Source organism: Pseudomonas sp. 09C 129, from assembly GCF_002843625.1.
GTDB lineage: Bacteria > Pseudomonadota > Gammaproteobacteria > Pseudomonadales > Pseudomonadaceae > Aquipseudomonas > Aquipseudomonas chlororaphis.
The window spans coordinates 6,094,688-6,119,811 of sequence record NZ_CP025261.1 but is presented as its reverse complement, the minus strand read 5'-3'; the positions used below and the strand labels follow the sequence as shown (position 1 = coordinate 6,119,811).

At 61.8% G+C, this 25,124-nt stretch carries 1 protein-coding gene; it reads left to right on the top strand.

Features of this window, described 5'->3' with window-relative positions; genetic code table 11:
• The first annotated feature begins 104 nt into the window (after window positions 1–104).
• Window positions 105–25,124: an Ig-like domain-containing protein gene (locus tag CXQ81_RS27210; protein ID WP_157832270.1), complete on the top strand. Its 25,020-nt coding sequence runs from the start codon at window positions 105–107 to the stop codon at window positions 25,122–25,124.

Genomic DNA, 25,124 nt, shown 5'->3' with positions numbered 1-25,124 from the left:
TGAACAATTCTGACGCAAGGCGAGTTGTGGATGGGGACATTGGTATTTTGTATCGAGCCTTAAATTTGTTGCTCGCCTGTGTCAGATATCTCGAGGTTCTACTTATGGAAAACTTGATTGCAGTTGTTAACAAAGCCACGCACAAGGAAGTCTCGGTCTCAGGTCTTGAGCTGGTTTTGCAGTCCCCTTCGGTCGTTCTTTTGTCGGTCGAGCGTTCCGATATAAAAGGTATTGAGCGTCAAGGGGAGCTGCTCATCGTCACTCTCATGTCCGGTGCTGCTATCAAGATTCATGGTTTTTTCCCTGATCAAGGACCTCAGCAAAACGATTTGGTACTGCAGGACGATCATCAATTGTGGCTGATGGGGCTTTCTGAAGATGGCCAGATGGTTAATCAGTTTGTGCCAATCGACTCAATAGAGCCTCTGCTGGTCAACGAGCATTTTGACCTTTCCGTGCTGGCCTGGGTGCTCGGCGGCGCGGCATTGGCGGGTGTGGCTGCGGGTGGTGGCGGAGGTGGCGGTGGTGGTAATGGCAATGATGCACTTCAAGATACTAGCGGGCCGGGTGCTCCGACTGTAGTTGTGCATGCGCCGAGCGTCACGGTGGCAGCTAATGCCGATGGCAGCCTGGTGGTCGGCGGTAGCGCTGAGCCAAACAGCACCGTGAGCGTGACCTACCCAGACGGCAGCACCGGTACGGTGGTGGCCGCCGCCGATGGCAACTACAGCATCACCTCGCCGGTGAACCAGCCAAGCGGTGATGTCACCGCGCACTCCACCGATGCGGCCGGCAATACCAGTACGGATACCGTGGTGGCTTACAGCGATACCACGGCGCCAGTTGCTCCGAGCGTAACTGTGGCGGCCAATGCCGATGGCAGTGTGACCGTAAGTGGTTCGACCGAACCTGGTAGCACCGTCAGCGTGACCTACCCGGATGGCACCACCAGTACGGTGGTGGCTGCAGCCGACGGCTCCTACAGCATCACCTCGCCGGTGAACCAACCGACCGGCGATGTCACCGTGCACTCCACCGATGTGGCCGGCAATACCAGTGCTGATACCGCTATGGCTTACATTGATGCCACCGCGCCGGCCGCCCCGACGGCCAGCGTGGTGAGCAATGCCGATGGCAGTGTGACCGTGACGGGTTCGGCTGAACCTGGTAGTACGATCAATCTCACTTACCCAGATGGTACTACCGGGACGGTGGTGGCCGCGGCCGACGGTTCCTATAGCATCACCTCGCCGGTGAATCAACCGACCGGCGATGTCACCGCGCACACCACCGATGCGGCCGGCAACACCAGTGCCGACACCATGGTGGCGTACACCGATACCACGGCAGCGGCTGCGCCGAGCGTCACTGTTGCGGCCAATGCCGATGGCAGTGTGACCGTGACGGGTTCGACCGAACCTGGTAGCACCGTCAGTGTGACCTACCCGGATGGCAGTACTGCTACCGTGGTGGCCGCGGCGGATGGTTCCTACAGCATCACCTCGCCGGTGAACCAACCGACCGGCGATGTCACCGCGCACTCCACCGATGCGGCTGGCAATAGCAGTGCTGATACCGTGGTGGCTTACACCGATGCCACCGCGCCGGCCGCCCCGACGGCCAGCGTGGTGAGCAATGCTGATGGCAGCGTCACCGTAAGTGGTTCGACCGAAGCTGGTAGCACCGTCAGCGTGACCTACCCGGACGGCAGCACCGGTACGGTGGTGACCGCGGCGGATGGTTCCTACAGCATCACCTCGCCGGTGAACCAACCGACCGGCGATGTCGCCGTGCACTCCACCGATGTGGCCGGCAATACCAGTGCTGATACCGTTGTGGCTTACATTGATGCCACCGCGCCGGCCGCCCCGACGGCCAGCGTGGTGAGCAATGCCGATGGCAGTGTGACCGTGACGGGTTCGGCTGAACCTGGTAGTACGATCAATCTCACTTACCCAGATGGCACTACCGGGACGGTGGTGGCGGCAGCCGACGGTTCCTACAGCATCACGTCGCCGGTGAACCAACCGAGCGGCGATGTCACTGCGCACTCCACCGATGCGGCGGGTAATACCAGTGCGGACACCGTGGTGGCCTATACCGATACCACGGCCGCCGCTGCGCCGAGCGTCACTGTTACAGCCAATGCCGATGGCAGCCTGGTGGTCAGCGGCAGTGCCGAACCGAGCAGCACGGTCACCGTGACCTACCCAGACGGCACCACCGGTACGGTGGTGGCGGCAGCGGATGGCACCTACAGCATTACCTCGCCGGTGAACCAACCGAGCGGTAATGTCACTGCGAGCTCTACGGACGCGGCCGGCAATACCAGTGCGGATACCGTGGTGGCTTATGCCGATACCACCGCACCGACAGCGCCAGTGGTCAATGTGGCGGCGAATGCCGATGGCAGCGTCACCGTGACGGGTTCGACTGAACCTGGTAGTACGATCAATCTCACTTACCCAGACGGCAGCACCGGTACGGTAGTGGCCGCAGCCGACGGCTCCTACAGCATCACTTCGCCGGTAAACCAACCGAGCGGTAATGTCACTGCCAATGCCAGCGATGCCGCGGGCAATACCAGTGCGGATACCGTGGTGGCTTACAGCGATACCACGGCACCGACAGTTCCAGTGGTCAATGTGGCGGCGAATGCAGATGGCAGTGTCACCGTGGCGGGTTCGGCTGAACCTGGTAGTACGGTCAATCTCACTTACCCAGACGGCAGCACCGGTACGGTGGTGGCCGCGGCCGACGGCTCCTACAGCGTCACGTCGCCGATGAACCAGCCGAGCGGTGATGTCACCGCGCACTCCACTGATGCGGCCGGCAACACCAGTGCCGACACCGTGGTGGCTTATGCCGATACCACTGCACCGACGGCACCAGTGGTCAATGTGGCGGCGAATGCCGATGGCAGCGTCACCGTGACGGGTTCGGCTGAACCTGGTAGTACGATCGATCTCACTTACCCAGACGGCAGCACCGGTACAGTGGTGGCCGCAGCCGATGGTTCCTACAGCGTCACGTCGCCGGTGAACCAGCCGAGCGGTGATGTCACTGCGCACTCCACCGATGCGGCGGGCAATACCAGTGCTGATACCGTGGTGGCCTACACCGATACCACGGCAGCAGTTGCACCGAGCGTTACTGTTGCAGCCAATGCCGATGGCAGTGTGACCGTAACGGGCTCGACTGAACCTGGCAGCACAATCACCGTGACCTACCCAGACGGCACCACCGGTACGGTGGTGGTGGCAGCGGATGGGACCTACAGCATCACTTCGCCGGTGGATCAACCGAGCGGCGATGTCACTGCGAACTCCACCGATGCGGCGGGTAATGCCAGCCCTGATACCGTAGTGGCTTATGCCGATACCACGGTGCCAGTTGCTCCGAGCGTGACAGTGGCGACCAATGCCGATGGCAGCGTCACCGTGACGGGTACGGCTGAACCTGGTAGTACGGTCAATCTCACTTACCCAGATGGCAGCACCGGTACGGTGGTGGCCGCAGCCGACGGTGCCTACAGCATCACGTCGCCGGTGAACCAGCCGACCGGTAATGTCACTGCCAATGCCAGCGATGCCGCGGGCAATAGCAGTGCGGATACCGTGGTGGCTTATGCCGATACCACCGCACCGACGGCACCGACCGCCACCGTGGTGGCCAATGCCGACGGCAGCCTGGTGGTCAGCGGCAGTGCCGAACCGAGCAGCACGGTCACCGTGACCTACCCGGACGGCAGCACCGGCACGGTGGTGGCCGCAGCCGACGGTGCCTACAGCATCACCTCGCCAGTGAACCAACCGACCGGTGATGTCACTGTCAATGCCAGCGATGCCGCGGGCAATACCAGTGCGGATACCGTGGTGGCCTATACCGATACCACGGCCGCGGCTGCGCCAAGCGTCACTGTTACAGCCAATGCCGACGGCAGCCTGGTGGTCAGCGGCAGTGCCGAACCGAGCAGCACGGTCACCGTGACCTACCCGGACGGCAGCACCGGTACGGTGGTGGCCGCGGCGGATGGTTCCTACAGCATCGTCTCGCCAATGAATCAACCGACCGGCGATGTCACCGCGCACTCCACCGATGCGGCCGGCAATACCAGTGCGGATACCGTGGTGGCCTATACCGATACCACGGCCGCGGCTGCGCCAAGCGTCACTGTTACAGCCAATGCCGACGGCAGCCTGGTGGTCAGCGGCAGTGCCGAACCGAGCAGCACGGTCACCGTGACCTACCCGGACGGCAGCACCGGTACGGTGGTGGCCGCGGCGGATGGTTCCTACAGCATCGTCTCGCCAATGAATCAACCCACCGGTGATGTCACCGCGCACTCCACCGATGCGGCCGGCAATACCAGTGCGGATACCGTGGTGGCCTATACCGATACCACGGCCGCGGCTGCGCCAAGCGTCACTGTTACAGCCAATGCCGATGGCAGCCTGGTGGTCAGCGGTAATGCCGAGCCGAACAGCACCGTGAGCGTGACTTACCCAGACGGCAGCACCGGCACGGTGGTGGCGGCAGCGGATGGCACCTACAGCATCACTTCGCCAGTGAACCAGCCGAGCGGCGATGTCACCGCACACTCCACCGATGCGGCCGGCAATACCAGCGCGGATACCGTGGTGGCTTACACCGATACCACGGCAGCAGCTGCGCCGAGCGTCACTGTTACAGCCAATGCCGATGGCAGCCTGGTGGTCAGCGGCAGTGCTGAGCCGAACAGCACCGTGAGCGTGACCTACCCAGACGGCAGTACCGGTACGGTGGTGGCGGCAGCGGATGGCACCTACAGCATCACCTCGCCGGTGAACCAACCCACCGGTAATGTCACTGCGAGCTCTACGGACGCGGCAGGTAATACCAGCGCGGATACGGTGGTGGCTTACAGCGATACCACGGCGCCAGTTGCGCCGAGCGTGACTGTGGCAACCAATGCCGACGGCAGCCTGGTGGTCAGCGGCAGTGCCGAGCTGAACAGCACCGTGAGTGTGACCTATCCAGACGGCACCACCGGTACGGTGGTGGCGGCAGCGGATGGGACCTACAGCATCACTTCGCCGGTGGATCAACCGAGCGGCGATGTCACCGCGCACTCCACCGACGCGGCGGGTAATACCAGCCCTGATACCGTGGTGGCCTATACCGATACCACGGCCGCCGCTGCGCCGAGCGTCACTGTTACAGCCAATGCCGACGGCAGCCTGGTGGTCAGCGGTAGTGCAGAGCCAAACAGCACCGTGAGCGTGACCTACCCGGACGGCAGCACCGGTACGGTGGTGGCCGCGGCCGACGGTTCCTACAGCATCACTTCGCCAGTGAATCAACCCACCGGTGATGTCACCGCGCACTCCACCGATGCGGCGGGTAATACCAGTGCCGACACCGTGGTGGCCTATACCGATACCACGGCCGCCGCTGCGCCGAGCGTCACTGTTACAGCCAATGCCGATGGCAGCCTGGTGGTCAGTGGTAATGCCGAGCCAAACAGCACTGTGAGCGTGACCTACCCGGACGGCACCACCGGTACGGTGGTGGCGGCTGCCGACGGTTCCTACAGCGTCACTTCGCCGGTGAATCAACCCACCGGTAACGTCACTGCGAGTTCGACGGATGCGGCGGGCAATACCAGTGCAGATACCGTAGTGGCTTACAGCGATACCACGGCGCCAGTTGCTCCGAGCGTGACTGTGGTGAGCAATGCCGATGGCAGCGTCACCGTAAGTGGTTCGACTGAACCTGGTAGCACGATTACCGTCACTTACCCAGACGGCAGCACCGGTACGGTGGTGGCGGCAGCCGATGGTGCCTACAGCGTCACTTCGCCGGTGAATCAACCGAGCGGCGATGTCACTGCGCACTCCACCGATGCGGCGGGTAATACCAGTGCCGACACCGTGGTGGCCTATACCGATACCACGGCCGCCGCTGCGCCGAGCGTCACTGTTACAGCCAATGCCGATGGCAGCCTGGTGGTCAGTGGTAATGCCGAGCCAAACAGCACTGTGAGCGTGACCTACCCGGACGGCACCACCGGTACGGTGGTGGCGGCTGCCGACGGTTCCTACAGCGTCACTTCGCCGGTGAATCAACCGAGCGGCGATGTCACTGCCAATGCCAGTGATGCGGCGGGTAATACCAGCCCTGATACCGTGGTGGCTTACAGCGATACCACGGCACCGATAGCACCAGTGGTCAATGTGCTGGCGAATGCCGACGGCAGCGTCACTGTGACGGGTACGGCTGAACCTGGTAGTACGATCAATCTCACTTACCCGGATGGCACCAGCGGCACGGTGGTGGCCGCAGCCGACGGTTCTTACAGCATCACTTCGCCGGTGAATCAACCGAGCGGCGATGTCACTGCGCACTCCACCGATGCGGCGGGCAATACCAGTGCAGATACCGTAGTGGCTTACAGCGATACCACGGCGCCAGTTGCTCCGAGCGTGACTGTGGTGAGCAATGCCGACGGCAGCGTCACTGTGACGGGGTCGGCTGAACCTGGTAGTACGGTCAATCTCACTTACCCAGACGGTAGCACCGGTACGGTGGTGGCGGCAGCCGATGGTTCCTACAGCGTCACTTCGCCGGTGAATCAACCGAGCGGCGATGTCACTGCCAATGCCAGTGATGCGGCGGGTAATACCAGCCCTGATACCGTGGTGGCTTACACCGATACCACGGCAGCAGCTGCGCCGAGCGTCACTGTTACAGCCAATGCCGATGGCAGCCTGGTGGTCAGCGGCAGTGCTGAGCCGAACAGCACCGTGAGCGTGACCTACCCAGACGGCAGTACCGGTACGGTGGTGGCGGCAGCGGATGGCACCTACAGCATCACCTCGCCGGTGAACCAACCCACCGGTAATGTCACTGCGAGCTCTACGGACGCGGCAGGTAATACCAGCGCGGATACGGTGGTGGCTTACAGCGATACCACGGCGCCAGTTGCGCCGAGCGTGACTGTGGCAACCAATGCCGACGGCAGCCTGGTGGTCAGCGGCAGTGCTGAGCCGAACAGCACCGTGAGCGTGACCTACCCAGACGGCACCACCGGTACGGTGGTGGCGGCAGCGGATGGGACCTACAGCATCACTTCGCCGGTGGATCAACCGAGCGGCGATGTCACCGCGCACTCCACCGACGCGGCGGGTAATACCAGCCCTGATACCGTGGTGGCCTATACCGATACCACGGCCGCCGCTGCGCCGAGCGTCACTGTTACAGCCAATGCCGACGGCAGCCTGGTGGTCAGCGGTAGTGCAGAGCCAAACAGCACCGTGAGCGTGACCTACCCGGACGGCAGCACCGGTACGGTGGTGGCCGCAGCCGACGGTTCTTACAGCATCACTTCGCCGGTGAATCAGCCAAGCGGTAATGTCACTGCGAACTCGACGGACGCAGCAGGCAATACCAGTGCGGACACCGTGGTGGCTTACACCGATACCACGGCCGCTGCTGCGCCGAGCGTCACGGTTGCAGCTAATGCCGATGGCAGCTTGGTGGTTAGCGGCAGTGCAGAACCGAACAGCACCGTAAGCGTGACCTACCCAGACGCCACCACCGGTACGGTGGTGGCCGCGGCCGACGGTTCCTACAGCATCACTTCGCCAGTGAATCAACCCACCGGTGATGTCACCGCGCACTCCACCGATGCGGCGGGTAATACCAGTGCCGACACCGTGGTGGCCTATACCGATACCACGGCCGCCGCTGCGCCGAGCGTCACTGTTACAGCCAATGCCGATGGCAGCCTGGTGGTCAGTGGTAATGCCGAGCCAAACAGCACTGTGAGCGTGACCTACCCGGACGGCACCACCGGTACGGTGGTGGCGGCAGCCGATGGTTCCTACAGCGTCACTTCGCCGGTGAATCAACCGAGCGGCGATGTCACTGCGCACTCCACCGATGCGGCGGGCAATACCAGTGCAGATACCGTAGTGGCTTACAGCGATACCACGGCGCCAGTTGCTCCGAGCGTGACTGTGGTGAGCAATGCCGACGGCAGCGTCACTGTGACGGGGTCGGCTGAACCTGGTAGTACGGTCAATCTCACTTACCCAGACGGTAGCACCGGTACGGTGGTGGCGGCAGCCGATGGTTCCTACAGCGTCACTTCGCCGGTGAATCAACCGAGCGGCGATGTCACTGCGCACTCCACCGATGCGGCGGGCAATACCAGTGCAGATACCGTAGTGGCTTACAGCGATACCACGGCGCCAGTTGCTCCGAGCGTGACTGTGGTGAGCAATGCCGACGGCAGCGTCACTGTGACGGGGTCGGCTGAACCTGGTAGTACGGTCAATCTCACTTACCCAGACGGTAGCACCGGTACGGTGGTGGCGGCAGCCGATGGTTCCTACAGCGTCACTTCGCCGGTGAATCAACCGAGCGGCGATGTCACTGCCAATGCCAGTGATGCGGCGGGCAATACCAGTGCAGATACCGTAGTGGCTTACAGCGATACCACGGCGCCAGTTGCTCCGAGCGTGACTGTGGTGAGCAATGCCGACGGCAGCGTCACTGTGACGGGGTCGGCTGAACCTGGTAGTACGGTCAATCTCACTTACCCAGACGGTAGCACCGGTACGGTGGTGGCGGCAGCCGATGGTTCCTACAGCGTCACTTCGCCGGTGAATCAACCGAGCGGCGATGTCACTGCCAATGCCAGTGATGCGGCGGGTAATACCAGCCCTGATACCGTGGTGGCTTACAGCGATACCACGGCACCGATAGCACCAGTGGTCAATGTGCTGGCGAATGCCGACGGCAGCGTCACTGTGACGGGTACGGCTGAACCTGGTAGTACGATCAATCTCACTTACCCGGATGGCACCAGCGGCACGGTGGTGGCCGCAGCCGACGGTTCTTACAGCATCACTTCGCCGGTGAATCAGCCAAGCGGTAATGTCACTGCGAACTCGACGGACGCAGCAGGCAATACCAGTGCGGACACCGTGGTGGCTTACACCGATACCACGGCCGCTGCTGCGCCGAGCGTCACGGTTGCAGCTAATGCCGATGGCAGCTTGGTGGTTAGCGGCAGTGCAGAACCGAACAGCACCGTAAGCGTGACCTACCCAGACGCCACCACCGGTACGGTGGTGGCGGCAGCGGATGGGACCTACAGCGTCACTTCGCCGGTGAATCAGCCGAGCGGTAATGTCACTGTGAACTCGACGGACGCGGCAGGTAATACCAGCCCTGATACCGTGGTGGCTTACAGCGATACCACGGCACCGACAGCTCCAGTGGTCAATGTGGCGGCGAATGCCGATGGCAGCGTCACCGTGACGGGTTCGGCTGAACCTGGTAGTACGATCGATCTCACTTACCCAGACGGCAGCACCGGTACAGTGGTGGCCGCAGCCGATGGTTCCTACAGCATCACTTCGCCGGTGAACCAGCCGAGCGGCGATGTCACTGCGCACTCCACCGACGCGGCGGGTAATACCAGCCCTGATACCGTGGTGGCTTACACCGATACCACGGCCGCCGCTGCGCCGAGCGTCACTGTTACAGCCAATGCCGATGGCAGTGTGACCGTAACGGGCTCGACTGAACCTGGCAGCACAATCACCGTGACCTACCCAGACGGCACCACCGGTACGGTGGTGGCGGCTGCCGACGGTTCCTACAGCGTCACTTCGCCGGTGAATCAACCGAGCGGTGATGTCACTGCGAGCTCCACCGATGCGGCGGGTAATACCAGCCCTGATACCGTGGTGGCTTACACCGATACCACGGCAGCTGCTGCGCCGAGCGTCACTGTTACAGCCAATGCCGATGGCAGCCTGGTGGTCAGCGGTAATGCCGAGCCGAACAGCACTGTGAGCGTGACCTACCCAGACGGCAGCACCAGTACGGTGGTGGCGGCAGCCGATGGTTCCTACAGCATCACTTCGCCAGTAGATCAACCGAGCGGCGATGTCACTGCGCACTCCACCGATGCGGCGGGTAATACCAGTGCGGACACCGTGGTGGCCTATACCGATACCACGGCCGCCGCTGCGCCGAGCGTCACTGTTACAGCCAATGCCGATGGCAGCCTGGTGGTCAGTGGTAATGCCGAGCCGAACAGCACTGTGAGCGTGACCTACCCAGACGGCACCACCGGTACGGTGGTGGCGGCAGCCGATGGCACCTACAGCATCACTTCGCCGGTGGATCAACCGAGCGGCGATGTCACTGCGCACTCCACCGACGCGGCGGGTAATACCAGTCCTGATACCGTGGTGGCTTACACCGATACCACGGCCGCCGCTGCGCCGAGCGTCACTGTTACAGCCAATGCCGATGGCAGCCTGGTGGTCAGCGGTAATGCCGAGCCGAACAGCACTGTGAGCGTGACCTACCCGGACGGCAGCACCGGTACGGTGGTGGCGGCAGCGGATGGCACCTACAGCATCACCTCGCCAGTGAACCAACCGAGCGGTGATGTCACTGCGCACTCCACCGATGCGGCGGGTAATACCAGTGCCGACACCGTGGTGGCCTATACCGATACCACGGCCGCCGCTGCGCCGAGCGTCACGGTTGCAGCTAATGCCGATGGCAGCTTGGTGGTTAGCGGCAGTGCAGAACCGAACAGCACCGTAAGCGTGACCTACCCAGACGCCACCACCGGTACGGTGGTGGCGGCAGCGGATGGGACCTACAGCGTCACTTCGCCGGTGAATCAGCCGAGCGGTAATGTCACTGTGAACTCGACGGACGCGGCAGGTAATACCAGCCCTGATACCGTGGTGGCTTACAGCGATACCACTGCACCGACAGCGCCAGTGGTCAATGTGGCGGCGAATGCCGACGGCAGTGTCACTGTGACGGGTTCGGCTGAACCTGGTAGTACGATCAATCTCACTTACCCAGACGGCAGCACCGGTACGGTGGTGGCGGCAGCGGATGGCACCTACAGCATCACTTCGCCGGTGAACCAACCGAGTGGTGATGTCACTGCGAGCTCCACCGATGCGGCGGGCAATACCAGCGCGGATACCGTGGTGGCTTATGCCGATACCACTGCACCGACAGCACCAGTGGTCAATGTGGCAACCAATACCGATGGTAGTGTCACTGTGACGGGGTCGGCTGAACCTGGTAGCACAGTCACTGTGACTTACCCGGATGGCACCAGCGACACGGTGGTGGCCGCGGCCGACGGTTCCTACAGCATCACTTCGCCAGTGAATCAACCCACCGGTGATGTCACCGCGCACTCCACCGATGCGGCGGGCAATACCAGTGCTGACACCGTGGTGGCTTACACCGATGCCACCGCGCCGGCCGCCCCGACGGCCAGCGTGGTGAGCAATGCCGATGGTAGCGTCACTGTGACGGGTTCGACTGAACCTGGTAGCACAATCACTGTGACCTACCCAGACGGCACCACCGGTACGGTGGTGGCGGCAGCCGATGGCACCTACAGCATCACTTCGCCGGTGGATCAACCGAGCGGCGATGTCACTGCGCACTCCACCGACGCGGCGGGTAATACCAGCCCTGATACCGTGGTGGCTTACACCGATACCACTGCACCGACAGCGCCAGTGGTCAATGTGGCGGCGAATGCCGATGGCAGTGTGACCGTGACGGGTTCGGCTGAACCTGGTAGTACGATCAATCTCACTTACCCAGATGGCACTACCGGGACGGTGGTGGCGGCAGCCGACGGTTCCTACAGCATCACGTCGCCGGTGAACCAACCGAGCGGTGATGTCACTGCGCACTCCACCGATGCGGCGGGTAATACCAGTGCGGACACCGTGGTGGCCTATACCGATACCACGGCCGCCGCTGCGCCGAGCGTCACTGTTACAGCCAATGCCGATGGCAGCCTGGTGGTCAGCGGTAATGCCGAGCCGAACAGCACTGTGAGCGTGACCTACCCGGACGGCAGCACCGGTACGGTGGTGGCGGCAGCGGATGGCACCTACAGCATCACCTCGCCAGTGAACCAACCGAGCGGTGATGTCACTGCGCACTCCACCGATGCGGCGGGTAATACCAGTGCCGACACCGTGGTGGCCTATACCGATACCACGGCCGCCGCTGCGCCGAGCGTCACTGTTACAGCCAATGCCGATGGCAGCCTGGTGGTCAGCGGTAATGCCGAGCCGAACAGCACTGTGAGCGTGACCTACCCAGACGGCAGCACCGGTACGGTGGTGGCGGCAGCCGATGGTTCCTACAGCATCACTTCGCCAGTAGATCAACCGAGCGGTGATGTCACCGCGCACTCCACCGATGCGGCGGGCAATACCAGTGCTGACACCGTGGTGGCTTACACCGATGCCACCGCGCCGGCCGCCCCGACGGCCAGCGTGGTGAGCAATGCCGATGGTAGCGTCACTGTGACGGGTTCGACTGAACCTGGTAGCACAATCACTGTGACCTACCCAGACGGCACCACCGGTACGGTGGTGGCGGCAGCCGATGGCACCTACAGCATCACTTCGCCGGTGGATCAACCGAGCGGCGATGTCACTGCGCACTCCACCGATGCGGCGGGTAATACCAGTGCGGACACCGTGGTGGCCTATACCGATACCACGGCCGCCGCTGCGCCGAGCGTCACTGTTACAGCCAATGCCGATGGCAGCCTGGTGGTCAGCGGTAATGCCGAGCCGAACAGCACTGTGAGCGTGACCTACCCGGACGGCAGCACCGGTACGGTGGTGGCGGCAGCGGATGGCACCTACAGCATCACCTCGCCAGTGAACCAACCGAGCGGTGATGTCACTGCGCACTCCACCGATGCGGCGGGTAATACCAGTGCCGACACCGTGGTGGCTTATGCCGATACCACTGCACCGACAGCACCAGTGGTCAATGTGGCAACCAATACCGATGGTAGTGTCACTGTGACGGGGTCGGCTGAACCTGGTAGCACAGTCACTGTGACTTACCCGGATGGCACCAGCGGCACGGTGGTGGCGGCAGCGGATGGCACCTACAGCATCACTTCGCCAGTGAACCAGCCGAGCGGCGATGTCACCGCACACTCCACCGATGCGGCCGGCAATACCAGCGCGGATACCGTGGTGGCTTACACCGATACCACGGCAGCAGCTGCGCCGAGCGTCACTGTTACAGCCAATGCCGATGGCAGCCTGGTGGTCAGCGGCAGTGCTGAGCCGAACAGCACCGTGAGCGTGACCTACCCAGACGGCAGTACCGGTACGGTGGTGGCGGCAGCGGATGGCACCTACAGCATCACTTCGCCGGTGAATCAACCGAGTGGTGATGTCACTGCGAGCTCCACCGATGCGGCGGGCAATACCAGCGCGGATACCGTGGTGGCTTATGCCGATACCACTGCACCGACAGCACCAGTGGTCAATGTGGCGGCGAATGCCGATGGCAGTGTGACCGTGACGGGTTCGGCTGAACCTGGTAGTACGATCAATCTCACTTACCCAGATGGCACTACCGGGACGGTGGTGGCGGCAGCCGACGGTTCCTACAGCATCACGTCGCCGGTGAACCAACCGAGCGGTGATGTCACTGCGCACTCCACCGATGCGGCGGGTAATACCAGTGCTGATACCGTGGTGGCCTATACCGATACCACGGCCGCGGCTGCGCCAAGCGTCACTGTTACAGCCAATGCCGATGGCAGCCTGGTGGTCAGCGGCAGTGCAGAGCCGAACAGCACCGTGAGCGTGACTTACCCAGACGGCAGCACCGGCACGGTGGTGGCGGCAGCGGATGGCACCTACAGCATCACTTCGCCAGTGAACCAGCCGAGCGGCGATGTCACCGCACACTCCACCGATGCGGCCGGCAATACCAGCGCCGACACCGTGGTGGCTTACACCGATACCACGGCAGCAGCTGCGCCGAGCGTCACTGTTACAGCCAATGCCGATGGCAGCCTGGTGGTCAGCGGCAGTGCTGAGCCGAACAGCACCGTGAGCGTGACCTACCCAGACGGCAGTACCGGTACGGTGGTGGCGGCAGCGGATGGCACCTACAGCATCACTTCGCCGGTGAATCAACCGAGTGGTGATGTCACTGCGAGCTCCACCGATGCGGCGGGCAATACCAGCGCGGATACCGTGGTGGCTTATGCCGATACCACTGCACCGACAGCACCAGTGGTCAATGTGGCAACCAATACCGATGGTAGTGTCACTGTGATGGGGTCGGCTGAACCTGGTAGCACAGTCACTGTGACTTACCCGGATGGCACCAGCGACACGGTGGTGGCCGCGGCCGACGGTTCCTACAGCATCACTTCGCCAGTGAATCAACCCACCGGTGATGTCACCGCGCACTCCACCGACGCGGCGGGTAATACCAGCCCTGATACCGTGGTGGCTTACACCGATACCACGGCCGCCGCTGCGCCGAGCGTCACTGTTACAGCCAATGCCGATGGCAGCCTGGTGGTCAGTGGTAATGCCGAGCCAAACAGCACTGTGAGCGTGACCTACCCGGACGGCACCACCGGTACGGTGATGGCGGCTGCCGACGGTTCCTACAGCGTCACTTCGCCGGTGAACCAACCGAGCGGTGATGTCACTGCGCACTCCACCGATGCGGCGGGTAATACCAGTGCGGACACCGTGGTGGCCTATACCGATACCACGGCCGCCGCTGCGCCGAGCGTCACTGTTACAGCCAATGCCGACGGCAGCCTGGTGGTCAGCGGCAGTGCAGAGCCAAACAGCACCGTGAGCGTGACCTACCCGGACGGCAGCACCGGTACGGTGGTGGCCGCGGCCGACGGTTCCTACAGCATCACTTCGCCAGTGAATCAACCCACCGGTGATGTCACCGCGCACTCCACCGATGCGGCGGGTAATACCAGTGCCGACACCGTGGTGGCCTATACCGATACCACGGCCGCCGCTGCGCCGAGCGTCACTGTTACAGCCAATGCCGATGGCAGCCTGGTGGTCAGTGGTAATGCCGAGCCAAACAGCACTGTGAGCGTGACCTACCCGGACGGCACCACCGGTACGGTGGTGGCGGCTGCCGACGGTTCCTACAGCGTCACTTCGCCGGTGAATCAACCGAGCGGTGATGTCACTGCGAGCTCCACCGATGCGGCGGGTAATACCAGTGCCGACACCGTGGTGGCCTATACCGATACCACTGCACCGACAGCGCCAGTGGTCAATGTGGCGGCCAATGCCGACGGTAGCCTGGTGGTCAGCGGTAGCGCCGAGCCGAACAGCACTGTGAGCGTGACCTACCCGGACGGCACCACCGGTACGGTGGTGGCGGCAGCGGATGGCACCTACAGCATCACCTCGCCAGTGAACCAACCGAGCGGCGATGTCACTGCGCACTCCACCGATGCGGTGGGTAATACCAGTGCGGACACCGTGGTGGCCTATACCGATACCACGGCCGCCGCTGCGCCGAGCGTCACTGTTACAGCCAATGCCGATGGCAGCCTGGTGGTCAGCGGCAGTGCAGAGCCAAACAGCACCGTGAGCGTGACCTACCCAGACGGCACCACCGGTACGGTGGTGGCGGCAGCGGATGGCACCTACAGCATCACTTCGCCAGTGAACCAACCGAGCGGTAATGTCACTGCGAGCTCGACGGACGCGGCAGGTAATACCAGCCCTGATACCGTGGTGGCTTATGCCGATACCACTGCACCGACAGCGCCAGTGGTTAATGTGTCAACCAACACCGATGGTAGCGTCACCGTGATGGGTTCGGCTGAACCTGGTAGTACGGTCAATCTCACTTACTCAGATGGCAGCACCGGTACGGTGGTGGCCGCGGCGGATGGTTCCTACAGCATCACCTCGCCGGTGAATCAACCGAGCGGTGATGTCACTGCGAGCTCCACCGATGCGGCGGGTAATACCAGCCCTGATACCGTGGTGGCTTATGCCGATACCACTGCACCGACAGCGCCAGTGGTCAATGTGGCGGCCAATGCCGACGGTAGCCTGGTGGTCAGCGGTAGCGCCGAGCCGAACAGCACTGTGAGCGTGACCTACCCGGACGGCACCACCGGTACGGTGATGGCGGCTGCCGACGGTTCCTACAGCGTCACTTCGCCGGTGAATCAGCCGACCGGTGATGTCACTGCGCACTCCACCGATGCGGCGGGTAATACCAGCCCTGATACCGTGGTGGCTTATGCCGATACCACTGCACCGACAGCGCCAGTGGTCAATGTGGCGGCCAATGCCGACGGCAGCCTGGTGGTCAGCGGCAGTGCAGAGCCAAACAGCACCGTGAGCGTGACCTACCCAGACGGCACCACCGGTACGGTGGTGGCGGCAGCGGATGGCACCTACAGCATCACCTCGCCAGTGAACCAACCGAGCGGTGATGTCACTGCGCACTCCACCGATGCGGCGGGTAATACCAGTGCCGACACCGTGGTGGCCTATACCGATACCACGGCCGCCGCTGCGCCGAGCGTCACTGTTACAGCCAATGCCGATGGCAGCCTGGTGGTCAGTGGTAATGCCGAGCCAAACAGCACTGTGAGCGTGACCTACCCGGACGGCACCACCGGTACGGTGGTGGCGGCTGCCGACGGTTCCTACAGCGTCACTTCGCCGGTGAATCAACCGAGCGGTGATGTCACTGTGAGCTCCACCGATGCGGCGGGTAATACCAGCCCTGATACCGTGGTGGCTTATGCCGATACCACTGCACCGACAGCGCCAGTGGTCAATGTGGCGGCCAATGCCAACGGTAGCCTGGTGGTCAGCGGTAGCGCCGAGCCGAACAGCACTGTGAGCGTGACCTACCCAGACGGCACCACCGGTACGGTGGTGGCGGCAGCGGATGGCACCTACAGCATCACCTCGCCAGTGAACCAACCGAGCGGTGATGTCACTGCGCACTCCACCGATGCGGCGGGTAATACCAGTGCCGACACCGTGGTGGCCTATACCGATACCACGGCCGCCGCTGCGCCGAGCGTCACTGTTACAGCCAATGCCGATGGCAGCCTGGTGGTCAGTGGTAATGCCGAGCCAAACAGCACTGTGAGCGTGACCTACCCGGACGGCACCACCGGTACGGTGGTGGCGGCTGCCGACGGTTCCTACAGCGTCACTTCGCCGGTGAATCAACCGAGCGGTGATGTCACTGTGAGCTCCACCGATGCGGCGGGTAATACCAGCCCTGATACCGTGGTGGCTTATGCCGATACCACTGCACCGACAGCGCCAGTGGTTAATGTGTCAACCAACACCGATGGTAGCGTCACCGTGATGGGTTCGGCTGAACCTGGTAGTACGGTCAATCTCACTTACTCAGATGGCAGCACCGGTACGGTGGTGGCCGCGGCGGATGGTTCCTACAGCATCACCTCGCCGGTGAATCAACCGAGCGGTGATGTCACTGCGAGCTCCACCGATGCGGCGGGTAATACCAGCCCTGATACCGTGGTGGCTTATGCCGATACCACTGCACCGACAGCGCCAGTGGTCAATGTGGCGGCCAATGCCGACGGTAGCCTGGTGGTCAGCGGTAGCGCCGAGCCGAACAGCACTGTGAGCGTGACCTACCCGGACGGCACCACCGGTACGGTGATGGCGGCTGCCGACGGTTCCTACAGCGTCACTTCGCCGGTGAATCAGCCGACCGGCGATGTCACTGCGCACTCCACCGACGCGGCGGGCAATACCAGCCCTGATACCGTGGTGGCTTATGCCGATACCACTGCACCGACAGCGCCAGTGGTCAATGTGGCGGCCAATGCCGACGGCAGCCTGGTGGTCAGCGGCAGTGCAGAGCCAAACAGCACCGTGAGCGTGACCTACCCAGACGGCAGCACCGGTACGGTGGTGGCGGCAGCGGATGGCACCTACAGCATCACCTCGCCAGTGAACCAACCGAGCGGTGATGTCACTGCGCACTCCACCGATGCGGCGGGTAATACCAGTGCCGACACCGTGGTGGCCTATACCGATACCACGGCCGCCGCTGCGCCGAGCGTCACTGTTACAGCCAATGCCGATGGCAGCCTGGTGGTCAGTGGTAATGCCGAGCCAAACAGCACTGTGAGCGTGACCTACCCGGACGGCACCACCGGTACGGTGGTGGCGGCTGCCGACGGTTCCTACAGCGTCACTTCGCCGGTGAATCAACCGAGCGGTGATGTCACTGTGAGCTCCACCGATGCGGCGGGTAATACCAGCCCTGATACCGTGGTGGCTTATGCCGATACCACTGCACCGACAGCGCCAGTGGTCAATGTGGCGGCCAATGCCAACGGTAGCCTGGTGGTCAGCGGTAGCGCCGAGCCGAACAGCACTGTGAGCGTGACCTACCCAGACGGCACCACCGGTACGGTGGTGGCGGCAGCGGATGGCACCTACAGCATCACCTCGCCAGTGAACCAACCGAGCGGTGATGTCACTGCGCACTCCACCGATGCGGCGGGTAATACCAGTGCCGACACCGTGGTGGCCTATACCGATACCACGGCCGCCGCTGCGCCGAGCGTCACTGTTACAGCCAATGCCGATGGCAGCCTGGTGGTCAGTGGTAATGCCGAGCCGAACAGCACTGTGAGCGTGACCTACCCGGACGGCACCACCGGTACGGTGGTGGCGGCTGCCGACGGTTCCTACAGCGTCACTTCGCCGGTGAATCAACCGAGCGGTGATGTCACTGTGAGCTCCACCGATGCGGCGGGTAATACCAGCCCTGATACCGTGGTGGCTTATGCCGATACCACTGCACCGACAGCGCCAGTGGTCAATGTGGCGGCCAATGCCAACGGTAGCCTGGTGGTCAGCGGTAGCGCCGAGCCGAACAGCACTGTGAGCGTGACCTACCCGGACGGTACCACCGGTACGGTGATGGCGGCTGCCGACGGTTCCTACAGCGTCACTTCGCCGGTGAATCAGCCGACCGGCGATGTCACTGCGCACTCCACCGACGCGGCGGGCAATACCAGCCCTGATACCGTGGTGGCTTATGCCGATACCACGGCGCCAGTTGCTCCGAGTGTGACTGTGGCAACCAATGCCGACGGCAGCCTGGTGGTCAGCGGCAGTGCAGAGCCAAACAGCACCGTGAGCGTGACCTACCCAGACGGCACCACCGGTACGGTGGTGGCGGCAGCGGATGGTTCCTACAGCATCACCTCGCCAGTGAACCAACCGAGCGGTGATGTCACTGCGCACTCCACCGATGCGGCGGGTAATACCAGTGCCGACACCGTGGTGGCCTATACCGATACCACGGCCGCCGCTGCGCCGAGCGTCACTGTTACAGCCAATGCCGACGGCAGCCTGGTGGTCAGCGGTAATGCCGAGCCGAACAGCACTGTGAGCGTGACCTACCCGGACGGCAGCACCGGTACGGTGGTGGCGGCAGCGGATGGCACCTACAGCATCACCTCGCCAGTGAACCAACCGAGCGGTGATGTCACTGCGCACTCCACCGATGCGGCGGGTAATACCAGTGCGGACACCGTGATGGCCTATACCGATACCACGGCCGCCGCTGCGCCGAGCGTCACTGTTACAGCCAATGCCGATGGCAGCCTGGTGGTCAGCGGTAATGCCGAGCCGAACAGCACTGTGAGCGTGACCTACCCAGACGGCACCACCGGTACGGTGATGGCGGCTGCCGACGGTTCCTACAGCGTCACTTCGCCGGTGAATCAGCCGAGCGGTGATGTCACTGCGCACTCCACCGACGCGGCGGGCAATACCAGCCCTGATACCGTGGTGGCTTATGCCGATACCACGGCGCCAGTTGCTCCGAGTGTGACTGTGGCAACCAATGCCGACGGCAGCCTGGTGGTCAGCGGTAGTGCAGAGCCAAACAGCACTGTGAGCGTGACCTACCCAGACGGCACCACCGGTACGGTGGTGGCGGCAGCGGATGGCACCTACAGCATCACCTCGCCAGTGAACCAACCGAGCGGCGATGTCACTGCGCACTCCACCGATGCGGCGGGTAATACCAGCCCTGATACCGTAGTGGCCTACACCGATACCACCGCACCGACGGTGACCACTAGCATCAGCAGCTACACTGACAACGTGGGTACCAATCAGGGTATCTATGCGAGTGGCACCAGCACTGACGACACCACACCGGTGCTCAACGGCAGCCTCAGCGCGGCCCTGAGCGCAGGGGAGGTGGTACGGATCTACGAAGGCAGCACTTTGCTGGGCACCGCGATGGTGACCGGCACGGCCTGGACCTTCGCCACCGCGACGCTGGCCAACGGCAGCAACCATACCTATACCGCCGTAGTGGCGGACGCGGCAGGTAACGAGGGCACCGTCTCGTCAGGCTTTACCCTGACGGTCGATACCACCGCACCGACCGTGACCGCCAGCATCACCAGCTACACCGACAACCTGGGCACTAGTCAGGGGACCTATGCCAGCGGCACCAGCACCGACGATACCACGCCGGTACTCAATGGCAGCCTCAGCGCGGCCCTGAGCGCAGGGGAGGTGGTACGGATCTACGAAGGCAGCACCTTGCTGGGCACCGCGACGGTGACCGGCACGGCCTGGACCTTCGCCACCGCGACGCTGGCCAACGGCAGCAACCATACCTATACCGCCGTAGTGGCGGACGCGGCAGGTAACGAGGGCACCGTCTCGTCAGGCTTTACCCTGACGGTCGATACCACCGCACCGACCGTGACCGCCAGCATCACCAGCTACACCGACAACCTGGGCACTAGTCAGGGGACCTATGCCAGCGGCACCAGCACCGACGACACCACGCCGGTACTCAATGGTAGCCTCAGCGCGGCCCTGGGTGCAGGGGAGGTGGTGCGGATCTACGAGGGCAGCACCTTGCTGGGCACCGCGACGGTGACTGGCACGACCTGGACCTTCGCCACTTCGACGCTGGCCAACGGCAGCAGCCACACCTACACCGCTGTCGTGGCCGATGCGGCCGGTAACGAAGGCACCGTATCGTCAGGCTTTACCCTGACGGTCGATACCACCGCACCGGCCATGACCACCAGCATCACCAGCTACACCGACAACGTAGGTACCAATCAGGGGACCTATGCCAGTGGCACCAGCACCGACGACACCACGCCGGTGCTCAATGGCAGCCTCAGCGCGGCCCTGGGTGCAGGGGAGGTGGTGCGGATCTACGAGGGCAGCACCTTGCTGGGCACCGCGACGGTGACTGGCACGACCTGGACCTTCGCCACTTCGACGCTGGCCAACGGCAGCAGCCACACCTACACCGCTGTCGTGGCCGATGCGGCCGGTAACGAAGGCACCGTATCGTCAGGCTTTACCCTGACGGTCGATACCACCGCACCGGCCATGACCACCAGCATCACCAGCTACACCGACAACGTAGGTACCAATCAGGGGACCTATGCCAGTGGCACCAGCACCGACGACACCACGCCGGTGCTCAATGGCAGCCTCAGCGCGGCCCTGGGTGCAGGGGAGGTGGTGCGGATCTACGAGGGCAGCACCTTGCTGGGCACCGCGACGGTGACTGGCACGACCTGGACCTTCGCCACTTCGACGCTGGCCAACGGCAGCAGCCACACCTACACCGCGGCCGTGGCCGATGCGGCCGGTAACGAAGGCACCGTCTCGTCAGGCTTTACCCTGACGGTCGACACCACGGCGCCGACTGTAACCACCAACATCACCAGCTACACCGACAACCAGGGCACCAACCAGGGGACCTATACTAGCGGTACCAGCACCGACGACACCACGCCGGTGCTCAATGGCAGCCTCAGCGCAGCCCTGAGCGCAGGGGAGGTGGTGCGGATCTACGAAGGCAGCACATTGCTGGGCACCGCGACGGTGAGCGGCACGACCTGGACCTTTGCCACCCCGACGCTGGTCAACGGCAGCAGTCATACCTACACCGCGGCCGTGGCCGATGCGGCCGGTAACGAAGGCACCGTCTCGTCAGGCTTTACCCTGACGGTCGACACCACGGCGCCGACTGTGACCACCAGCATCACCAGCTACACCGATAACCTGGGCACGAATCAAGGGACCTTTGCTAGCGGTACCACCACCGACGACACCACGCCGGTTCTCAACGGTAGCCTGAGTGTTGTCCTGGGCGCAGGGGAGGTGGTGCGGATCTACGAAGGCAGCACGCTGCTGGGTGCTGCGACGGTGACGGGTACAACCTGGACGTTTGCGATCCCAACCTTGTATATCGGAACTAGTCACATATACAAGGCGGTAGTGGCCGATGCGGCTGGTAATGAAGGCACGGTTTCGGCGAACTTCACTTTGTCTGTGGATGCTACTGCTGCCTTGACCACGTTCACAACCGACACCTCTGCTGCAATCAGCGGCAGCTATTCGACCAACAACAATGCAGTGAATACTGACCGGATTACACGTGATAGCACTCCTGTGCTGGGCGGTACTATCAGTCGGGCCTTGCTAGCTGATGAAGTTGTACAGGTTAGTCTCGATGGCGGTAGTACCTGGGTGGTTGTGGAAAGCACCGATGGTGCGACCACTTGGAGCTACAGCATGGCTGCCTACACTATCAGTGCGATTGTGACCGCTCAGGTGCGCATTCAGAATGTGGTAAGCGCCACATACGGTACTGGAACCACTACTACTTATACTATCGATTTGGCGGCTCCGGTTCTGGGCCTAACATCTCCTGACTTTTCCAACGCCGCGACGGTGGATTCTGATGGTGATAAAACTATCCTCGCCAGTACGGTTCCGACCTTTAGCAGTACCATTGACGGGGCTGCCGAGGCAGGGGCGACTATCGCTTTGATCAACGATGTCAACAATGACGGGGTCTACACAGAAGGCGTCGACACCATTCTGGCTTCGACCATCGCTTCTGCGAGTAATAGCTGGGCGCTGTCTCTGACGCTGACCGTGGGTGAGTATCATCTAGGCTATGTACTGTGGGATGCTTCTGGCAATCGCTCGCGTCTGACCGAAACCACTCAGGTGGACGTGGTCAGCGTTCTGGACCATTTAACTGCGACCACTAGTGCATTTGGTACCAATACGACCATCGGCTTCGGCGGAAGTATGACGCTCAACTCGGCAGGCTTATGGACCTTTGTCGGTGACCAGGCCGTATATAGCAGTACGGCCATCGGCACTTACACTTCCACTACATTGGTTCAATCAATCTTTGGTTCTGGGACTATCTCCGGCTATGCGTTCTTGGACTACAACCTTGATGGTTACAACGATATATTGGCCGCCAACGACAGCTCTGACTCTTATATACCGATTTGGAACGGCAGTGCTTCGGGATATACTGCATCGCAAATCACCTTATCCTCCGGCGTAAATTCTCACTACGGCAGCCCTGTTGTGATTGATATGGATGGTGACGGTTACCTTGATGCGATTTTAGGGGGGAGTAGCTCCGCGTCGTTCTTCTTTAAGAACAACAGCGGTACGTCTTGGACCGTTTACGGTACCTCCAGTGGCGGGAGTACTGCATCGAGTCTCACCAACATAGTGTTCCATCGTGAGCTCTCAGGCGTTGACCTGAACAACGACGGTAAGGTCGACCTAGCGGTGCACACTCAAAGTGACGGTAGCAGTTCGTTTGTTACTACTCTGAGCATTCTGACCAATAGTGGCAGCAGTAGTTCGACGGGGGCCAACTGGAGTCTGACGCAATCGATCGCTAATGTCTTTATTACCGGTGCCACTAATAACTCTACTGATCCTGTGTCAGTAACATGGGCGGACTTCAACGGTGATGGTTGGCTTGATCTATACCTCAACCAGACAGTCGTCGCCACTACGACCAGTAGTAAAATCTACCTCAACTCTTCGGGCACATTGTCATCTACGGCGATTGCCATCGCCGGTGATACGTTGGCAGGTGATGCATCGGTGGCCATGGATTGGAACGGCGATGGCAAGATGGATGTGATTGAAGCTGACTATGTTACGGGGCAGATCAATCTCTATACCAATAGTGGCTCCGTCACTGCAGGAAGTTGGACCACCAAGATATTGGTAACAGCCGCCAGCGGCGTGGATAACGCCCTAGTCTCGCTGAGTGCCGCTGATTACGACTGGGATGGTGATATTGACCTGTTAGTAGGACAAAGCGCAGGTACTGCAACACAACTCATTACTAATACCAATCAGGCAACGGATGGCGCGGTATTGCATCTGAGGATTCTGAATTCCGAAGGCTTCAATATCTATTACGGCAATACGGTGCAGGTCTACAATTCCGCGGGTTCGTTGGTTTCGACTCAGATCATTAACGCGCAGTCTGGAGTATGGATCAATGACAGTTCTGGCCTGATCAATATCTATGGGTTGGATTCGTCGGATACTTATACCGTTAAGTTGTTAGCCAGTACTGGCACTACGTCTGAGACGTACTCTTGGAGCGTTAGTACAGGTGATGCGACTGATGCCCAGATATTGACCACCACTGAAGGAACGGCTGCAGCGTCGACCACGTTGATCGGTACCGGTTATGACGATACTTATGTGGTGACTAATGTTACTGGTGGTACGACTGTCTTCAACGGTGGCGGTGGCTGGAGCGATCCAGTACTTGCAGGCGAAACCAAGTCCTGGAGTGCAACCGGCGGCATGGACATTGTAGATTTCGGCAGCGCCACCAGCTCGGTAACGGCGAACCTGAGTACCGGCAGCATTTCGGGCTGGGGTACGCTGACCTCGGTAAGTAATGTGGAGGGCGTTCGTGGCAGTTCGTTAGCTGATACCATTACAGGTAGTTCTGCCGACAACATCATCGAAGGCCGTGGTGGTAACGACACAGTGGTTCTGACCACCGGTGGCAATGATCGGTTGGTCTACAACAGTATCAATTCTTCAGACACTGCTACAGGTGGTAATGGCAGCGATACGGTGACGGGATTTACGGTCGGTAACCTTGCCAGCAGCTCTAGCACCAATGCTGACATTATCGACTTGAGTGGATTACTAAAGGACTATACCGGCACAGCCTATGTGTACCAAGACGCAACCACCAACAGCTATGTGCTTGATGCCGCCTCTGCTTCGCTGAGTGACTATTTGCAGGTCACGACGAGTGGTAGTAATACCCTCATATCGGTCGACACTAGTGGTACAGCCAGCTTTACCACGGCATTGGTGACCTTGCAGAGCGTGCAGACTGATCTGGCCACCTTATTAGCTAACAATCAATTGACAGTGGTCTGA